Here is a 15,953-nt window from a genome sequence, read left to right as displayed (position 1 = left end):
CCGCATTTCTCGTCTTTGCCGGCCGATGGAGCGTTGTCGGAGCGACCTTTGCAAACACCCCTGCTCATGGTGCCTCAGCAGAACGCTCCGGAGGCGGTCGCGCCGCCACCGGCCTATTACGCGCCCGCGCCGGCGTCCGCCACGGTCGAGCTTGGCGATCTGGGCCGCATCCTGTTGCGGCGCCGATTCCTGATCCTTGCCACCGTCGCGCTGCTCACCGCCGTGACGCTTGTCTATGCCATGCTGACGCCGGCGCTCTACTCCTCGACGGCGCAGATCATCATCGATCCGCAGGACCTCCAGGTCGTCACCAACGACGTCAATCCGAGCCGAATTTCGCCGGATGGCGGCATCACCCAGGTCGAAAGCCAGGTGAGCGTCGCGCAATCGAACGGCGTCCTTTTGCGCGCCATCGCCGCGACCAACCTGACCAGGAACCAGGAGTTCAACGGTGAGGGCGTGCTCGACCGCTGGCTGGGCATGTTCTTCGGCTCCGACGACGGTGACAGGACGGCGCAGACGCTCGATGCGCTGCGTCGCCGCCTTGCGGTAAAGCGCGACGACAAGGTGCTGGTCCTCAACATCATCGTCACCGCCAGGGATGCCAACACCGCATCGGACCTCGCCAACGCCATCGCGAAAGCCTATCTGGCCGACCAGGCGGATGCGCGCTCCCAGGCTGCTGCCGCCGCTTCCGACGCGATCAGCGCGCGCCTCGAGGATCAGCGCAAGCGCGTCGAGCAGGCGGCCAACGCCGTCGAAACCTACAAGGCCGAGCACAATATGGTGATGGCGGCCGGCAACCTGGTCAGTGATCAGGAACTGACCGACCTCAACACCCAACTGACCGCCGCCCAGACCCGCACGGCGCAGCTCAGGGCGCAGGTCGACCAGCTGCGCCGGCAGGGCGGCGCGCCGGACGCGACCTCCGAGGCGATGCGCTCGCCGGTGATCGCCAGCCTCAGGGCGCAGGAGGCGACGCTGGTCGATCAGATCTCGCAGTTCGGCACGGAGCTCGGGCCGCGCCATCCCTCGATGATCTCCGCTCAGCAGCAGCTGAGCGACCTGCGCAAGCTGATTTCGCGTGAGCTCGGCCGCCTCGTCACCGCCGCCGAGACGGATTACGAGCGCGCTTTGGCCAACCAGAAGGAACTGGAGGCCAAGATGGCGTCGCTGAAGGGCAAGTCGCTCGACACCGACCAGGCATCGGTCAGGCTGCGTGAACTGCAGCGCGATCTCGATGCCGTGCGCACCGTCTATGCCAATTACCTGCAGCGCGCCCAGGAAACGCGCGAGCAGACCAACGTCAACAGCACCAATGCCCGCATCATCTCCTACGCCATGCCGGCGCTGAAGAAGAGCTGGCCGCCGAAGGGGCTGCTTGTGTTCGGCGCCATCTTCGGCGGGCTGGCGCTGGGCGTCGGCATGGCGCTGATTGCGGAATATCTTTCGCCGACCGTGCTTTCCGCCAACCAGATGCAGTCGGCCATCGAGGCGCCGGTGCTGGGCGTGCTGCCGGGCAGGGGGCGGCGCCGCTCCGGCCGCTCCGGCACCGCGGCCCAGAAGACCGACGCCGTGGCCGGACTCGCGCTGCAGCGCATCGCCGCCGCCACCAGGCGTCCTCCGGATTGGCCGCTTGTGCCCTCGATCCTGGTGGCGTCGCCGCTCGAGGACAAGGCGCAGCGGTCAAGGGTGGCATGGCAACTCGCCAATGCGGCGGCGGCCAGGGGCCGTCGCGTGCTGTTCATCGACATCAATGCCGGCAAGGGTCAGAAGGACCCGCAGCCAGGCGTGCTCGACGTGCTGCGCGGCGAATATTCGCTCGACGCGGTCAGCCGCTATGCGCCGGGCAGCTCCGTCGCGCTGCTCGGCCGCGGCCGGCCGGCGGCGGTGTTCCAGGAGGCACAGGCGCTCTATTTCGCCCATCGCATGCTGGCCGAGGCCAATCACAGCTTCGATCTCGTCGTCGTCGACGGCGGCGCGCTGGCGGACGACCTCAACGTATTGCCGCTGGTCGCCATGGCCGACGAGATCCTGCTCGTCGCCAGGTTGAACGCAACGCCGATGCGCGACGTCGCCGCGACCTCGGAAGCGGTCTCCATCATGGGGCGGTTGCCGACCGGCGCCATGCTGGTCGACGAGCCGGCCTGATATGGCCTCGATCGTGGCTGGTCCCGCCCGTCCTGTCCCGGCGCCCGGATATGGCATGGCCGGCCGGCGTGTTGTGCCCGTCGACACGCTGACCCGTCTCGGCCTGACCGTCGCGGTGCTTCTTCTGTTTTCCCTCTCCGGCGGCATGCTGTGGCTGGCCGGCTATAATTACGACGGCCTGCGGGGCAGCGCGCTGAGCAAGATCCACCCATCCACCTATCTCTTCGTACTCGTCTTCATCTGGCGCTCCTGCACCTTCGGCAATCCGGTCGGCTATGCAATCCATGTCGCCAACAAGCGGCCGGCTACGACGCTGATGGCGGTGATCTCGACGGTGCTTCTCTTCGTCGTCATCCTCAGGCAACGCCCCGGCATGGCCGGCATGATCGACACTTTCGTGGCGCCGGCGCTGCTCGTGCTTCTGCTGAGCGAGGATGACGAGAAGACCTTTGCCCGGCTGCAGCTCGTCATCCATGTCGTCATGACGGTGAACGCATTGCTGGCGCTTTTCGAGTTCGGCACCAAGCATCTGGTTTTCCCCTACCGGTTCGACGGCGCTGTGTTCGTCAACGATCTGCGCTCGACGGCGTTGCAGGGGCACCCGCTCTCCAATGCCACGGTCACCTCGATCTATGTGCTGTCGCTGCTGTCCGGCGCGCGCGCCTTGTCGACACCCGTCAGGCTGGCGCTTGTCGGCCTGCAATTCTGCGCGCTGGTTGCCTTCGGCGGCCGCTCGGGGATGGTGCTTACGATCGTGCTCGGCGGTGCCTATATGATCATCCGCGGCCTGGCGCAGCTCGGGACCGGGCGCGTCAACCTTCTGGGCGCCGCGCTGGTGATTATGCTCGCCGCGCTGCTGCCGCTGGCGATCGCGCTCGCCGGCTATTACGGCTTCTTCGACGCGCTGCTCGAACGTTTCGTCTCCGACAGCGGCAGCGCCAATGCCCGCGTCGAGATGTTCGATCTCTTCAGGCATCTGGAATTACGCGACCTGATCGTCGGGCCCGATATCGACCTGCTCGACAGCATGCGCCGCATCACCGGGCTGGAGCAGGGCATCGAGAACCCGATCCTGCGCCTGACGCTCTACCAGGGCGCCTTCTTCACGCTTTTGATCTTCTTTGGCTTCGCGCTGTTCATGCACGAGGTTGCGCGCCGCTGCCACACCGGCATCTGGCTGCCGATGCTGGGCTGGCTCATCCTGCTCAACACCTCCGAAAGCATCGCCTCCAAGACAACGCTGATGACCAAATTCGTGGTGATCGCGCTGGCGCTTTATCGGCCGGCGAAGGTGGTCCGTCAAAGGACGCGGGCGTAGCGCTCTACGGCGCCCCCTTCTGTCCGGCAGGACAGAGGGGGGCGCGACGGAACGCGGCGTGGCGCATTAACCCCCCGGCATCCTCAGCCCAAGCGCCTCGACCATTGCCGGGTCGAACGCTCGGGTGGTGTCGTCCATCATGCCCATGCCGTCGAACAGGTCCCAGAACGCCCAGGGAAAGCCGGCCGCTTCGGCGCTCTGCCGCACATCGGCGACGTAGCGGGCGCGGTCGGGATTGGGTGCGGCGGTGTAGCGGGCATCGGTGCGCAATGCGCCGAACTCGCCCATGATGATGCGCTCGGGCGCGATGCCGTGGCTGTCCGCCCAATCGGCGACCTGCTTGAGGTAGCCGTCGATGAAGCGGCGGTCGGGCTGGGCGTTGAAATAGACTTTCAGTACCCGCTCGGTCTCGGCATAGGCGGCGCGCTTGGCCTCGTCGGACCTCTCGGTGTCCTCAGCCATCCTTGCCCTGACCGAGGCCAGCGTCCGCTCCAGCGAGCCGGCCGAGGCTGGCCACGGCACATTGTTCAGCGCGCGGTAGACCGGCTCGCGCATCCACGGCGCGCCTTGATGGCTGAACAGATAGGGCTCGTAGAAGTGGAAGGTGAACAGGATCGGCTCGAACGCCGCCAGCGGCGCCGGATCGAGCGCGGTCAGTCCACGCACCATCGAGCCGCAGCCGCCGGTGGTAAGCAGCGGCAGCGTTCGCGCCGAGCCCCGCGCGGCGGTCAGCAATGCTGCCTGCACTTTTGGCCAGACCTCGGAGGAACAATCCTGCGGCGGCTCGTTGACCGGCTCCAGCGCGATCCTGCCGGGCGCCATGTCCGCCAACATGCCGGCCACTTCGCCGACGAAGACCTGGTAGCGCGCGAATTCCGGCGCGCTGGTGCTGGAAACCATGCGGTCGGGATTCCAGTAATGCGTGGCGCCGTTGGCCTGTATATTCACGATGACGCCGAGATTAGCGGCTTGAGCGGCCTCGACCGCCGCGCTCAGCATCGCCATGAGGTCGGCGCGCTGGCCCGCATCGGCGGCGAGGAACGGGCCTGGATCGACCGGCAGGCGGATGAAATCGAGCCCGCTGGCGCTCAGCCGGGCAAGGTCCGCCGGCGTTGGCACCGGCCGCTGCGATTGGAAAGGCGGCCAGTCATAATCCGTGCGAGGTGCGGGAAATTCACGTGTCAGCGCAAACCACGGCCAGGTGTTGACGCCGCGCCGGAATGGCCACGCGCCGGTGGCCGCGCGGGCCTTGCCCGGAAGCGCTCCAAGCAGCGGCGCCGTCGCCGCGACCACCGCCGCGCCGAGGATGCGGCGGCGCGACCAGCCGGTCATGTGTGACGGGCGCGGTCGGCTTTCGCTGGCGCGGCAGTGATGACGCCGAGCTGCCGCAGCGCTTCCTTCTCATAGGCGGTGAGCACGTCTTCCCAACGAAAGGCCTCTCTCGCCCGCGCCCGCGCCGCCTTGCTGCAGCGCGCCACCAGCGCGTCGTCGGCAAGCGCCTGGTCGATCCGCTCGCTCAGGCTGTCGGTGTCGCTGAAGTAAAGCGCGGCCTCGCCGGCGACCCAGCGGTTGTAGCGGTTGTCATGCGCGATCACCATGTTGCCAGCGGCCAGTGCCTCGACCAGCGAGGGGTTGGTGCCGCCGACCGTGTGGCCATGCATATAGGCGCGCGCGTGGTAGCGCAGCGCCTTCACCGTCGCCTGGTCGTAGATCGCGCCCGGTAGCATCACCACGGAACCCGCCGCCTCGCGAACCGCGCGGTGGTACGGGATGTCGTCGTTGAGCGTGCCCAGCACCACCAGCTTCGCGTCGCCGCGATCCCGGCGGCGGAAGGCTTCGATGATCGGCAGGATGTTGTTGTCGGGTTCGATCCGCGCGATCGAGACCAGATATTTGCCGGGTTCGAGCCCAAGCGCGCGGACAGGTTCTTCCGGCGCCGACGTCACCGGGTCAGCGCCGTAGGCTATCGTGGCAATCGCACTGCGCGGCCGTCTTGTCGCCAGGTGGTCGGCGATCGCCGGGTGATCGGCGACGAGGCGGTGCGAGAGCCAGGCGCCGATCCATTCGTTGAGCCAGAACCAGCTGCGTGCCGCGGGTCCCCATTTCGGCCGCCGCCACTCGATGCCGTCCATGTTGGTGATGACCTTGCGCCGCATCAGCCTGAGCCAGGTCAGGAAAACCGCGCCATTGTAGCCGAGCACCAGGCACACGCCCGGCCGCCGGGCGGCGTCGAGCACGCATTGCCAGTCGAATTCCAGCGTCCCGCGCGGCCCCTTGGAGGCGACCTCGATGGTGATGAGCTCGATGCCACGCCAGGTCTCGGTCGTCGCTCTTTGGCCGACGCGCTCGACCTCCTTCTGGCAGTAGACGCCGACCTTCCAGCCACGTCCAGCGAGGAAAAGCGCCAGGCGCTCGGCGAAAGTCTCGAAGCCGCCATGGGAAGCCGGAATGCCGCGCGTTCCCAGGATCAGGATCGAAGGCTTTTCGATCAGGACGGAAGGTCGTTCCAGTTTCAAGATAAAGGATTCCCCCGGGGCTCGGTCATGGTTGTTGTTATGTCAATGACACACCCAGCAACTTCCGTGCCAGGGCACCCCACGACGAACACTCGCATCAAGTTGTAAAATTTCTCTTCAGAACGCACGGCTCGCTTCATTATCGGTCAACTTTCGCAAAGTATCTGTATCGATACGGGGCATGGATGGGGTTCCTGGGCCGCAGCCGGGCATTCAAGACCCGGCATGATCCTTGCTCCCGGGCTTGCAGTGGCCACCGCTGGGTAGAGCGGCGTGCGGATTTGGCATGAAGTTCCTTCCGCGCTTGAAGGGTCCGGTGCTGAGCGGACTCGGGGGTGCAAGGTGGAAAGATAGCAATGCGCATAGCCTGCGTTCATCAGGGCTACGAGCTCTATGGTTCGGACCGCAGCTTCGCGGAGAGCGTGGCTGCGTTGCGCGCTGCGTTTCCGGCCGCCGAGATCGAAGTCGTGCTGCCGCGCGAGGGGCCGATCGTCGATATCCTCAAGCCGCATGCCAGCCGCATCGTGTTCGAACCGCTCTGGGTGCTCCGGCGCCAGGCGATGCTCAAGCTTGCCACCGTCGAGATGGCGCGGTTGCCGGCGGCGCTCTGGCGGGCCTGGCGGCGCATGCGCGACAATGACTTGACCTATATCAACACCTCGATCATCGCCGACTATGCGCTGGCCGCGCGACTGCTGCCGCGCAAGGCGCTCCTGCACATCCACGAAATCCCCGAGGGCATATTGCGCAAGGTGCTGGTTGCCCTGATGCGCTGGAGCCGCGCCGACCTTATCTTCAACTCGCGCGCCACGCGCGCCACCTTCGGCGATCCGCCCGTCCTCGATGCCAAGGGGCGGCGCACGCATGTCGTCTACAATGGCGTTGCCGGTCCCGCCGCGACCCTGCCGACGACCTATGACGGCAGCCGGCCGCTGAGAGTGCTTTTGCTTGGCCGTGTCAACCGCATCAAGGGGCAGGAGGTGCTGCTCGAGGCGGTCGCCTCGCTGGAACCCGCTTTGCGCGATCGCATCGAGGTCCGCCTCGTCGGCGGCGCCTTCGAAAGCGTCGAGCGCGAGGAGGCATTGGCCGAGCTGGTCGGGCGCATGGGGCTGACCGGTCATGTCGAGGTGCTGCCTTTCGTCACCGACCCTGCCGACCACTACCGCTGGGCCGACATCGTGGCGGTGCCGTCGCGCCGCCCGGAGTCGCTCGGCCGCGTCGCCATCGAGGCGATGGGCTGGGGTCGGCCGCCGCTGGTGTCGGCGATCGGCGGGCTGGTGGAAGTGGTGGCCGACGGCGAGACCGGCTGGCATGTGCCGCCGGGCAACGCCGAGGCCCTTGCCGGCAAGCTCGGCGAGATCATCCTGCGGCCGGATCTGTGGCGCGGCTTCGCTGCCACCGGCCGCACGCGCTACGAGGCGGTCTTCAGCGAACCGATCGCTGCCGCCGCGATCGTGACAATCGTGGCCGACAAGCTGAAGGCGGCGATGGCGCGGCCGGGGCGGGCGCGTGTCGCCCGCGAGGCGGAGACGAGCCCGTGAACTTCGCGTTCCCAGGCCATCTGGTGCGGCGCCTCATGCTGATGGTCGGCGGCGAGGCGATGCAGAGCGGCTTCCATTTCGCCCTCAACATCGCGCTGCTGCATCTTCTGTCTGCGGAAGGCTACGGCCTCTTCGCGCTGGCCATGGTGATGGGCGGCGTCGGGCTGTCCTATATCCGTTCGCTTACCGCCGTCCCCGCCACGGTATGGATGAACAAGAGCACCAACAGCGCCGGCGTCGACGCCTATGACGTCACCTTCGGATCGGCGGCGCTGGTGGTCGCGCTGCTGATGGGGTTGGGCACCGGGCTATTGATGCGCCTGCTGGGCGACCCGAGCGGCATCGGCGCCGCCTGCTTCGTCGGCGCCTGGTCGCTGCGCAGCCATATGCGCACGGCGTTCTTCGCGCGACGCATGCAGCTCGTCGTCTCCATCAGCGACGCCGTGTTCACCATCGCGGGGACGGTGCTCGCGGGGCTGGCGATCTGGTACTTCGCGGACGCCCTTCAGGCCACCTTCTATGCGCTTGCCGCGGCCAATGTGGTCGGCATCGCCGTGCTGGTGAGGCTGGCGCGCCGCAGGCTGCGTATCTCCTTCCGCGCGACGACTTGGCGGCGTTATGCAAAACTCTGGCCGCAGCTCTGCTGGTCGGGGTTCAGCGCCACCACCACCAACATCCAGGGGCAATGCCTGGCGCTGCTGGTAGCGGGCATCGCCGGACCTGCGGCTTACGCGCCGCTGGCGGCTGTGCTGGTGCTGTTTGCGCCGCTGCGCATCTCCAGCCTTGCCTTCTCGAACATGACCCAGCCGGAACTGGCAAAGCTGGTGCGCAACAAAGAGTTCGACCGCGTATGGACGCAGGCCAAGATCTGGGCGCTCGTCATGGGGCTTGGCAGCCTGGCCTATGGTTGCGGCATCCTGTTCATCCTGCCGATGATCAAATCCCAGGCCTTGCAGCATGCTTCGGTCGGCCTGATCGGGCTTTTCGCCATCGCCAACTTCGTGCCGATCATGGCCTATGTCATGCCGCGCGTGGTTCTCGAGATCCTCGGCGATTTCCGCATCGTCGCCTTCATCACCATGGCCGGCGCGATTGTCGGGCTGACGACGATCGGCATCCTGCTGGCCACCGCGCCGCCGACATGGTCGCTGGCGGGCGCCGCGGTCTCCGAGACCTTCGTGCTGGTGGCCTCATGGTATTTCGCGGCCCACCGCATGTGGAATTCCAAACATCCGAACGAGCAGCGTCCAAGCGTGTTCGGCGCATGGCGCCGCGCGGCCACGTTGGCCGTGCAGAGACGATAGGAGAACGATGTGGCAAGCCAGGCAATGCCGATGGCCGCAATGACGACCGGCTTGGCCGATGATGAGGCACCGGCGCCAGCCGCCGGCGCCGCCAGCGGCGCTTACGTGGCGCGGCTGCACACGAGCCTCGAAGCCGTCAAACCGCTCTGGCTGCGTCTTGAGACGAAGGGCGTGTGCACCGGCCATCAGCATATCGCCTGGGCCGAGGAGATCGTCGAACGGCTGGTGCCGAAGAATGCCGACCTCGCCATCGTCGAGGTGAGAGACGCTGCGACGGGTGAGCCGAAGATGCTGGTGCCGCTGATGCGGCGACGGGCTTTTGCGCATTGGGTGATCGAGTGGCTGAGCTGCGGGGTGTGCGACTATTCCGCGCCGTTGCTCGCCGACGCGACCCCCTGGACCAGCCAATCCGCCGAGGCCGCCTGGGCCTCGGTGCTTTCCGTGCTGCCGCCGGCGGACCGCATCCACATCGTCGGTATCCCGAAAGAGGTCGGCGGCGTCGCCAATCCCCTGGCGCTGTTGCCGCCGGCACGCGATTCCATCCACTCCCACTATGGCATCGCCATGGACGGCGACGCCGAGAGCGTCGTCAAGCGCATCTGCCGCCCGTCCTTCGTCAAGGCGCTCAACAAGGACCTGCGCCGGCTCGAGCGCAACGGCGGCCTGGCCCTGGTGGAGGCCGACACCCCGGCCCTTGTGGATTCCATCTTCGGCAAGCTGGTCGAGATGCGGCTCAGCCGTTTTCGCGAGCTCGGCCGGTTCGATCTCCTCGCGCGGCCGCCGGTCGTCGATTTCTACCGCAGCGCCGCGCATCGCGGCCTGACGGACGGTTCGGTGCGGATCTTCGGCCTGCGCGCCGGCGGCACCATGGTCGCGGTCCAGTACCTGGCGGTCCATCTGGGCACCCTGCATGCGCTTCTGGTCTCGATCGACCAGGATGCGGTGCCCAACGTTTCGCCGGGACTTTGCATCATGGGTGAGCTCATCAGATGGGGTCGCGGGCAGGGGTTCGATTATTTCGACCTGTCGGTCGGCAGCCAGAGCTACAAGGAACATATGGGCGCGGTGAAGTCGGTTCTGTCCGAACTTTGCTACGGCATCACGCTGAAGGGGGTGGCTGCGAGCGAGGCCATCAAATACCGCGGCCAGGGCGTGGCTTTCGTGCGCGCCAACCCGCGTCTGTTCAAGGCCGCGCAGGAGGCGATGCAGCGCTGGCGGCGGTTGCGGGCGGGGCGGTGAGCGGGCGGCCTATGGAGGATTGGGGACGTTGAAATATGAATGGGCGAACAATCCGCACTTGTTTGTTCCGTTAGGTGCCTGTTGCGTTGTGGCGCTCTTGAGTTTCGCGGCGATGTTCGTCGCAGGCCTAAGCATAATTCTGCGTACCGATTTCTACGGGTCGATTGATGAACAGAACCTTCCTTGGAGCGAGCGACTGGGAACCGGGACACAAGGCTTCATACTCAATTTTGGTCACCCCGTTTTCAGATAGCGCGCCGGGTAATTGCGTGTGGCACCATCGTCTTGTTTTGCGATTTAGGCGCCTTGGCCCTTATGGTGACCGTCTTCGGCCATCCATCTTGATCGAAATTTTACACTGACGCATTGCCGGCAAGTCGCGAAAATTGACTCACATCCCACTCTCCGCCATCCTTGAGGGCAGCCGCACCTTCAGCGGCAGCGTGTTCGAGTGACGCCATGGCCAGTCCCGTCGCCAGAGAAAATTCCCGCCGCGCCGCGGTGAAGACCGCGCTCGACCGCCACAAGGTCTATGTCACTGCGCAGCGTTTCTCCGGCGGCTCCTACAGTGCCCGTGTGCTGGTCGACGGAGAGGCCTACTGGGTCGACGAGTTCCGGCTGAGCCAGCTCCGGCAGGGGCTGACGCCCGCCGAACTGGAACTGACGCCGGCTGCCGACGATTGAGCACTCGAGGATGACAATGGCAAGGCTTGCGGGACAGCACCCCCCTCTGTCCTGCCGGACATCTCCCCCGCAAGGGGGGAGATCGGCGGTTCCGCCGCCGGCGCCTCTCCTGCAACGTTTGCGATTGGCGAAATCGGCGGCGACATCTAATCTCCCCCCTTGCGGGGGAGATGTCCGGCAGGACAGAGGGGGGTGTGACGGAACGCGACGCCGGCAAGGCGCTCCCACCACGCCCGCCTAACCCATGCCACCGCCCGCCAAACTCAAAACCTACCACGCCAAGCGCGAATTTTCCCGCACACCCGAGCCAACCGGCGGCACGGCTGGCGATGCTGGCAACCGCTTCGTCGTCCACAAGCACCACGCCACCGCCGACCACTATGATCTACGCCTCGAAGTCGGCGGCGTGCTGAAGAGCTGGGCGGTGCCGCGCGGACCTTCGCTCAATCCGGCCGACAAGCGCCTCGCCGTCGAGACCGAGGATCATCCGATCGAATATATCGACTTCGAGGGCGTCATTCCCGAAGGCGAATATGGCGGCGGCCCGATGATTGTCTGGGACACCGGCACCTGGGCGCCGATGGAGGATATCGAAAAGAGCCTCAGGACCGGCGCCTTCAAGTTCCGGCTGGCCGGTGAGAAGCTGAACGGCGGCTGGATGCTGACGCGCCTGAAGCCCAAGCCGGGCGAGGACGAGAACAAGAAGAACTGGCTGCTCTTTAAGGAGCGCGACCTCGCTTCCGACACCGAGCTGGACATCCTGGAGGCCCGGCCCGAAAGCGTGAAGTCCGGCCGCCGCATCGAGGAACTGGTGGCGCCGCCGAAGAAGCGCGAGCGCCTGCCGCCGAAAGCCGGTTCGCTGAAACCGGGCGCGTTGCCCGGCGCCGTCAAGGGCGAACCTCCGACCCGCATCGAGCCGCAGCTCGCCACGCAGGTGCCGAAGCCGCCAGGCGGCGATGATCCCGCGGAGCGCACGGGCGAGCTCTGGCTGCACGAGATCAAATTCGACGGCTACCGCACCATGGCGCATGTCGTGGACGGCGAAGTGCGGCTGATCACCCGCGGCGGCATCGACTGGACCAAGCGTTATGGCGATCTCCCGCAGGCCTTTTCGCGGCTGCCGGTCAGCCGGGCGATCATCGACGGCGAGATCATGGTGCTCGACGACAAGGGCATTTCGCGCTTCGCTCTGCTGCAGGATGCGCTGGCGGAAGGCGCCGGCTCGAAGCTGCATTTCTACGCCTTCGACCTTCTCCATCTCGACGGGTGGGACCTGCGCAAGGCGCCGCTCAAGGAGCGCAAGGCGCTGCTTGCCGAGCTGCTCGCCGGCCAGGCTGCCAACGCCGCCATCCAGTACAGCGACCATGTCGAGGGCGATGGGCGCGGGCTCTACGACCAGGCGACGGAGCTCGGGCTGGAAGGCGTCGTTTCCAAGCGCGCCGACGCAATCTACCAGAGCGGCCGCACCAAGAGCTGGACCAAGGTCAAGGCACTTGAGAAGGATGACTTCGTCATCGCCGGCTACACCATCTCCGACCGGGCGGAGGGGTTGGCGGCGCTCGGCATGGCCGAGTTCGAGAATGGCGAACTGCACTATCGCGGCAAGGTCGGCACCGGTTTCGACCGCGACATGGCGAGCGACCTGCTCGCCCGGCTGGAGCGCCTGACCGCCGGCGCCACGCCGCCCGAAGGCGTGCCGCGCGAGATCATGCGCGAGATGCATTGGGTGAAGCCGCTGCTGTCGGCCCGCATCCATTATTCGAACCGCACCGGCGACAATGCGATCCGCCACGGCGTCTTTCGCGGTCTGCGCGATGTCGGTGGGCTCACCACGCCGGTGTCGGTCAAGCGCAAGCGGCTGATCGCCGAATCCGACCTCGCCACCATCTGGGTCACCAATCCGGAGCGGCGCCTGTTCGGCAGGACCGGGCCGACCAAACTCGACATCGCCGTCTATTACGCGCTGGTCGGCGATTTCATGCTGCCGCACATCATCGGCCGCCCGGTGTCGCTGGTGCGCTGTCCGACCGGCAAGCCGCAGGACTGTTTCTTCCAGCGCCACGCCTTCACCGGCATGCCGCCTTCGGTGGCGGTGTTCGAGTCCACCAATTCGGAAGGCGAGACCAAGACCTATCTCTCGGTCGAGGACGCCAAGGGCTATCTGGCGCTGGCGCAATTCGGCGTGGTGGAATTTCACACCTGGGGCACGCACCGGTCTAAACTCGACAAGCCCGACCAGATCGTCTTCGACCTCGATCCAGGCGAGGGGATTTCGTGGCGCGAGGTGGTGGAGGCGGCCGTCCATATCAAGGCCGGGCTGGAGAGCCTCGGGCTGGTGCCTTTCGCAAAGACCTCCGGCGGCAAGGGCATCCACATCACCGTGCCGGTGACGCTCAAGCAGAACTGGAAGAAGCTGCACCAGGCCTCGAGCGCCATTTCGACTTTGCTCGCCGCGAGCGCCCCCGACACCTTCACCACCATCATGGGCAAGGAGAACCGCAAGAAGCGCATCTTCATCGACTTCCACCGCAACGCCCGCGGCCACACCTCCGCCGCGCCCTATTCGCTGCGCGCCCGCACCAATCTGCCGGCCTCGACGCCGGTAAGCTGGACCGACCTGGAGACGATCGATGCGCCCGAAGACCTGAACTATGCCTCGCTGCCGGGGCTGCTGGAGACGTCGGGCGATCCGTGGGCGGAGATCGATGAGGCTGCCAGGGATCTGCCGGTGATGGAGAAGGGGCGGTAGCCCGTCGGCGTCGTCATGTATGGACGAAATGTCTTGGCCTTCAGCCTATCGCCAGCATCTCAGCGCCATCTCCATCGACGCTTGCTACAATTTGAACTATCCTTCCGCCCAATCGCCCGAAAACACTTCGCTAGGGTTTTACCGCTACGATCAAAGGTCGGTGTAGGATTTCCGCAGCCTCAATCGTCCTTAGGACGAAGCGCTGCGAAGAGCATGATCCCGAAAAGTGGGAACCGGTTTTCGGACAAGGTCATGCTCAAACTAAAATGTCAGTGCATTGCCGCGTAGGAGTTCGTCATGGCGCCCAGGGCAAGTTGGAAAGGTTACCTCAAGCTCAGCCTCGTCAGCTGTCCGGTCCGGCTCTATCCGGCCACCAGCGCGAGCGAGCGCATCTCGTTCAATCAATTGCACAAGAAGACCCACAACCGCATCAACATGAAGCCGGTCGACCCCGAGCTCGGCCTGGTCGAGCGCTCGGACCTGGTGCGCGGCTACGAATATGAGGACAAGCAGTACATCATCATCGATGACGCCGACCTCGATGCGGTGAGGATCGAATCCAACCACACGATGAACATCGAGGCCTTCGTCGACGAGGGCGAGGTCGACGTCATCTACCAGGACGCGCCCTATTACCTGGCGCCCGACGGCGCGATGGCGGAGGAAACTTTCGCGGTGCTGCGGGAAGCCATGCGCGAGTCCGGCAAGCTCGCTATCGCGCGGCTGGTGCTTTCCAGTCGCGAGCGCGTGGTGACGATCGGCGCACGCGAGAACGGCATGTTCGTCTGCACCTTGAGGAACCCCAACGAAGTGCGCGGCACCAATGAATATTTCGGCAACGTCCCGGATGCCAAGCCGGATCCCGAAATGCTGCAGCTGGCCGAAGCGCTGATCAAGCAGAAAGAAACCCACTTCGATCCGAAGAATTACGAGGATCGCTACGAGGTGGCGCTGATGGCGATGATCCGCGAGAAACTCAAGGGCCACAAGCCGATCATCGCGGCGGCACCCGAGCGCGGCAACGTCATCAACCTGATGGATGCACTGAAGGCGAGCCTCACGCAGCAGGCGAAACCTCCGGCGAAGTCGAAGAGCAAGGCCGAGGAGGCGCCGGCCAAGCCCGCCAGGAAGGCGGCCGCCGGCGGCGCGGCCGAGAACCCGCTGAAGGCGAACCTGTTGAAGGCTGTCGGCAAGAGCAAGAAGTGACGGGAAGCAAGTGACGGTAAGTACGGGGCCAGTGATCGTTCCCGGCGCCGTCTTCGGCGTCGTCGGCGCGCTGGCCGCCTTTCCGCTGCGGCTCGCCGCGCGCGAGGTCGAGCGCCGCCATGCGGAACTGAGGCGCGGCGTCACCCGCCGCACGACCCATGTCGTGTTCGGTCGCGCGCTTCTCGCCAAGGCGGCGAAATCCGGCGATGCCGAGATCGAGCGCCGCGCGAAGGCCGAGCGCGAAGCCGGCCGCGCGCTGGTCAGCGAAAACGGCTTCCTGCGCCTGCTCGGCCTGATGAAGGCGCCGGACGCATCGTCGCTGTCGAGGCAATCGCTCATCGATCAATCGCGGCTTGCTGGTGCCGATCTCGAAATGCTGTCGCTGTTCGACGCCTTCGAGCATGACGGCGAACCTTATTCCTTCCGCGACCTGATCCTGGCGCGCAAATATGCCGGGCTGATCGCCAGCGGCGCCACCTGGGGCGCCATCGCACGCTCCGTACACCGTTCCGGGCCGGTCGCCTCGCTCACCGCCAAGTCGCTCAATCTCGGCTCCCAGCACGGCCGCCCCGACGCGATCTATCTCGACGAAGGCAGAAGCGAGCTCGACGGCCAGCTGTTGTTCGACCTCGGCTCCCCCGAAGACGACACGCTGGAGGAACTGTTCGCCGAGGCGGAAGCCGCGGAAGAGGAGGGGCGACACGACGATGCGGCGGCGCTCTACGAGCGCTGCCTGGCGATCGACCCGAAGGATGCCATCGCCGCCTTCAACCGCGCCAATTGCCTGCGCGGCGCCGGCCGCGTGGCGGAGGCAGCGCATGACTACGCGCGTGCGATAAAACTCGATCCGGGCTTCGTCGAGGCCTGGTTCAACCTCGCCGGGTTGATGAACCACGAGGGCAAGGTTGCTTCGGCAAGGCGGCATCTGCAAAAGGCGGTCGCGCTCGACAAGACCTATGCCGACCCGGTGTTCAACCTCGCGCGGCTGGAGTTCGATGCGGGCAATCTCATGGAGGCGCGCCGGCTATGGGTACGGTATCTGGAACTGGACGCCGAGTCCGAATGGGCGCGGACTGCGGCGCGGGGGATACAGTTCGTGGATTTGCACATGGCTGGTGAGCGAGATGTTCGCGCTTGAACACCCCCCTCTGGCCGGTCAACCCTCCGTAGCTGCAGCGCAGCTGCTGCGGAGGACGGGCAGGCCAGAGAGGGGCGCGAAGAAACTCGGCCTTCCCAGAAAGTCCG

General features: G+C 65.9%; 11 protein-coding genes. 9 read left to right on the top strand and 2 right to left on the bottom strand.

Going from position 1 to position 15,953, the window contains the following annotated elements; genetic code table 11:
- Positions 1–48: 48 nt before the first annotated feature.
- Complete coding sequence (locus RFM68_RS18125; RefSeq protein WP_320234356.1) at positions 49–2,151, top strand: GumC family protein; 2,103 nt, start codon at positions 49–51, stop codon at positions 2,149–2,151.
- A 55-nt stretch (positions 2,152–2,206) separates the two neighbouring features.
- Entirely contained in the window at positions 2,207–3,469 is a 1,263-nt protein-coding gene (locus RFM68_RS18120) for a VpsF family polysaccharide biosynthesis protein (RefSeq protein WP_320234355.1), read from the top strand.
- A 66-nt stretch (positions 3,470–3,535) separates the two neighbouring features.
- On the opposite strand, the gene RFM68_RS18115 is transcribed toward RFM68_RS18120, so the two are convergent.
- Positions 3,536–4,801, bottom strand: coding sequence for a glycoside hydrolase family 5 protein (locus RFM68_RS18115; protein ID WP_320234354.1), 1,266 nt, complete (start codon positions 4,799–4,801; stop codon positions 3,536–3,538).
- The gene (locus RFM68_RS18110; protein ID WP_320234353.1) at positions 4,798–5,985 is read right to left on the bottom strand and encodes a DUF1972 domain-containing protein; all 1,188 of its coding nucleotides are present in this window, start codon (positions 5,983–5,985) and stop codon (positions 4,798–4,800) included. The genes RFM68_RS18115 and RFM68_RS18110 overlap by 4 nt, the downstream gene beginning before the upstream one ends.
- A gap of 356 nt (positions 5,986–6,341) precedes the next feature.
- On the opposite strand from RFM68_RS18110, the gene RFM68_RS18105 reads away from it, so the two are divergent.
- The 7 genes from RFM68_RS18105 to RFM68_RS18075 all read left to right on the top strand — a co-directional run bounded on the left by RFM68_RS18105 (position 6,342) and on the right by RFM68_RS18075 (position 15,846).
- The gene (locus RFM68_RS18105; RefSeq protein ID WP_320234352.1) at positions 6,342–7,526 is read left to right on the top strand and encodes a glycosyltransferase family 4 protein; all 1,185 of its coding nucleotides are present in this window, start codon (positions 6,342–6,344) and stop codon (positions 7,524–7,526) included.
- On the top strand, positions 7,523–8,830 hold the full coding sequence (locus tag RFM68_RS18100; protein ID WP_320234351.1) for a polysaccharide biosynthesis protein: 1,308 nt from the start codon (positions 7,523–7,525) through the stop codon (positions 8,828–8,830). Before RFM68_RS18105 ends, RFM68_RS18100 begins: the two co-directional genes overlap by 4 nt.
- 9 nt (positions 8,831–8,839) lie before the next feature.
- The gene (locus RFM68_RS18095) at positions 8,840–10,069 is read left to right on the top strand and encodes a GNAT family N-acetyltransferase (RefSeq protein WP_320234350.1); all 1,230 of its coding nucleotides are present in this window, start codon (positions 8,840–8,842) and stop codon (positions 10,067–10,069) included.
- A gap of 459 nt (positions 10,070–10,528) precedes the next feature.
- The gene (locus RFM68_RS18090) at positions 10,529–10,753 is read left to right on the top strand and encodes a hypothetical protein (protein WP_320234349.1); all 225 of its coding nucleotides are present in this window, start codon (positions 10,529–10,531) and stop codon (positions 10,751–10,753) included.
- Between the two features lie 244 nt (positions 10,754–10,997).
- Complete coding sequence (ligD, locus tag RFM68_RS18085; RefSeq protein WP_320234348.1) at positions 10,998–13,502, top strand: DNA ligase D; 2,505 nt, start codon at positions 10,998–11,000, stop codon at positions 13,500–13,502.
- Positions 13,503–13,799: 297 nt separating this feature from the next.
- Positions 13,800–14,708 carry a non-homologous end joining protein Ku gene (ku, locus tag RFM68_RS18080; RefSeq protein ID WP_320234347.1) on the top strand — a complete coding sequence of 303 codons (909 nt, stop codon included), beginning with the start codon at positions 13,800–13,802 and terminating at the stop codon, positions 14,706–14,708.
- Between the two features lie 31 nt (positions 14,709–14,739).
- Entirely contained in the window at positions 14,740–15,846 is a 1,107-nt protein-coding gene (locus RFM68_RS18075; RefSeq protein ID WP_430694881.1) for a tetratricopeptide repeat protein, read from the top strand.
- Positions 15,847–15,953: the final 107 nt, after the last annotated feature.

Source organism: Mesorhizobium montanum, assembly GCF_033977145.1.
In the GTDB taxonomy this organism is placed as follows: Bacteria; Pseudomonadota; Alphaproteobacteria; order Rhizobiales; family Rhizobiaceae; genus Mesorhizobium; species Mesorhizobium montanum.
Note: the sequence above shows the minus strand (reverse complement) of the source record. Positions and strands in the feature narration are given on the sequence as shown.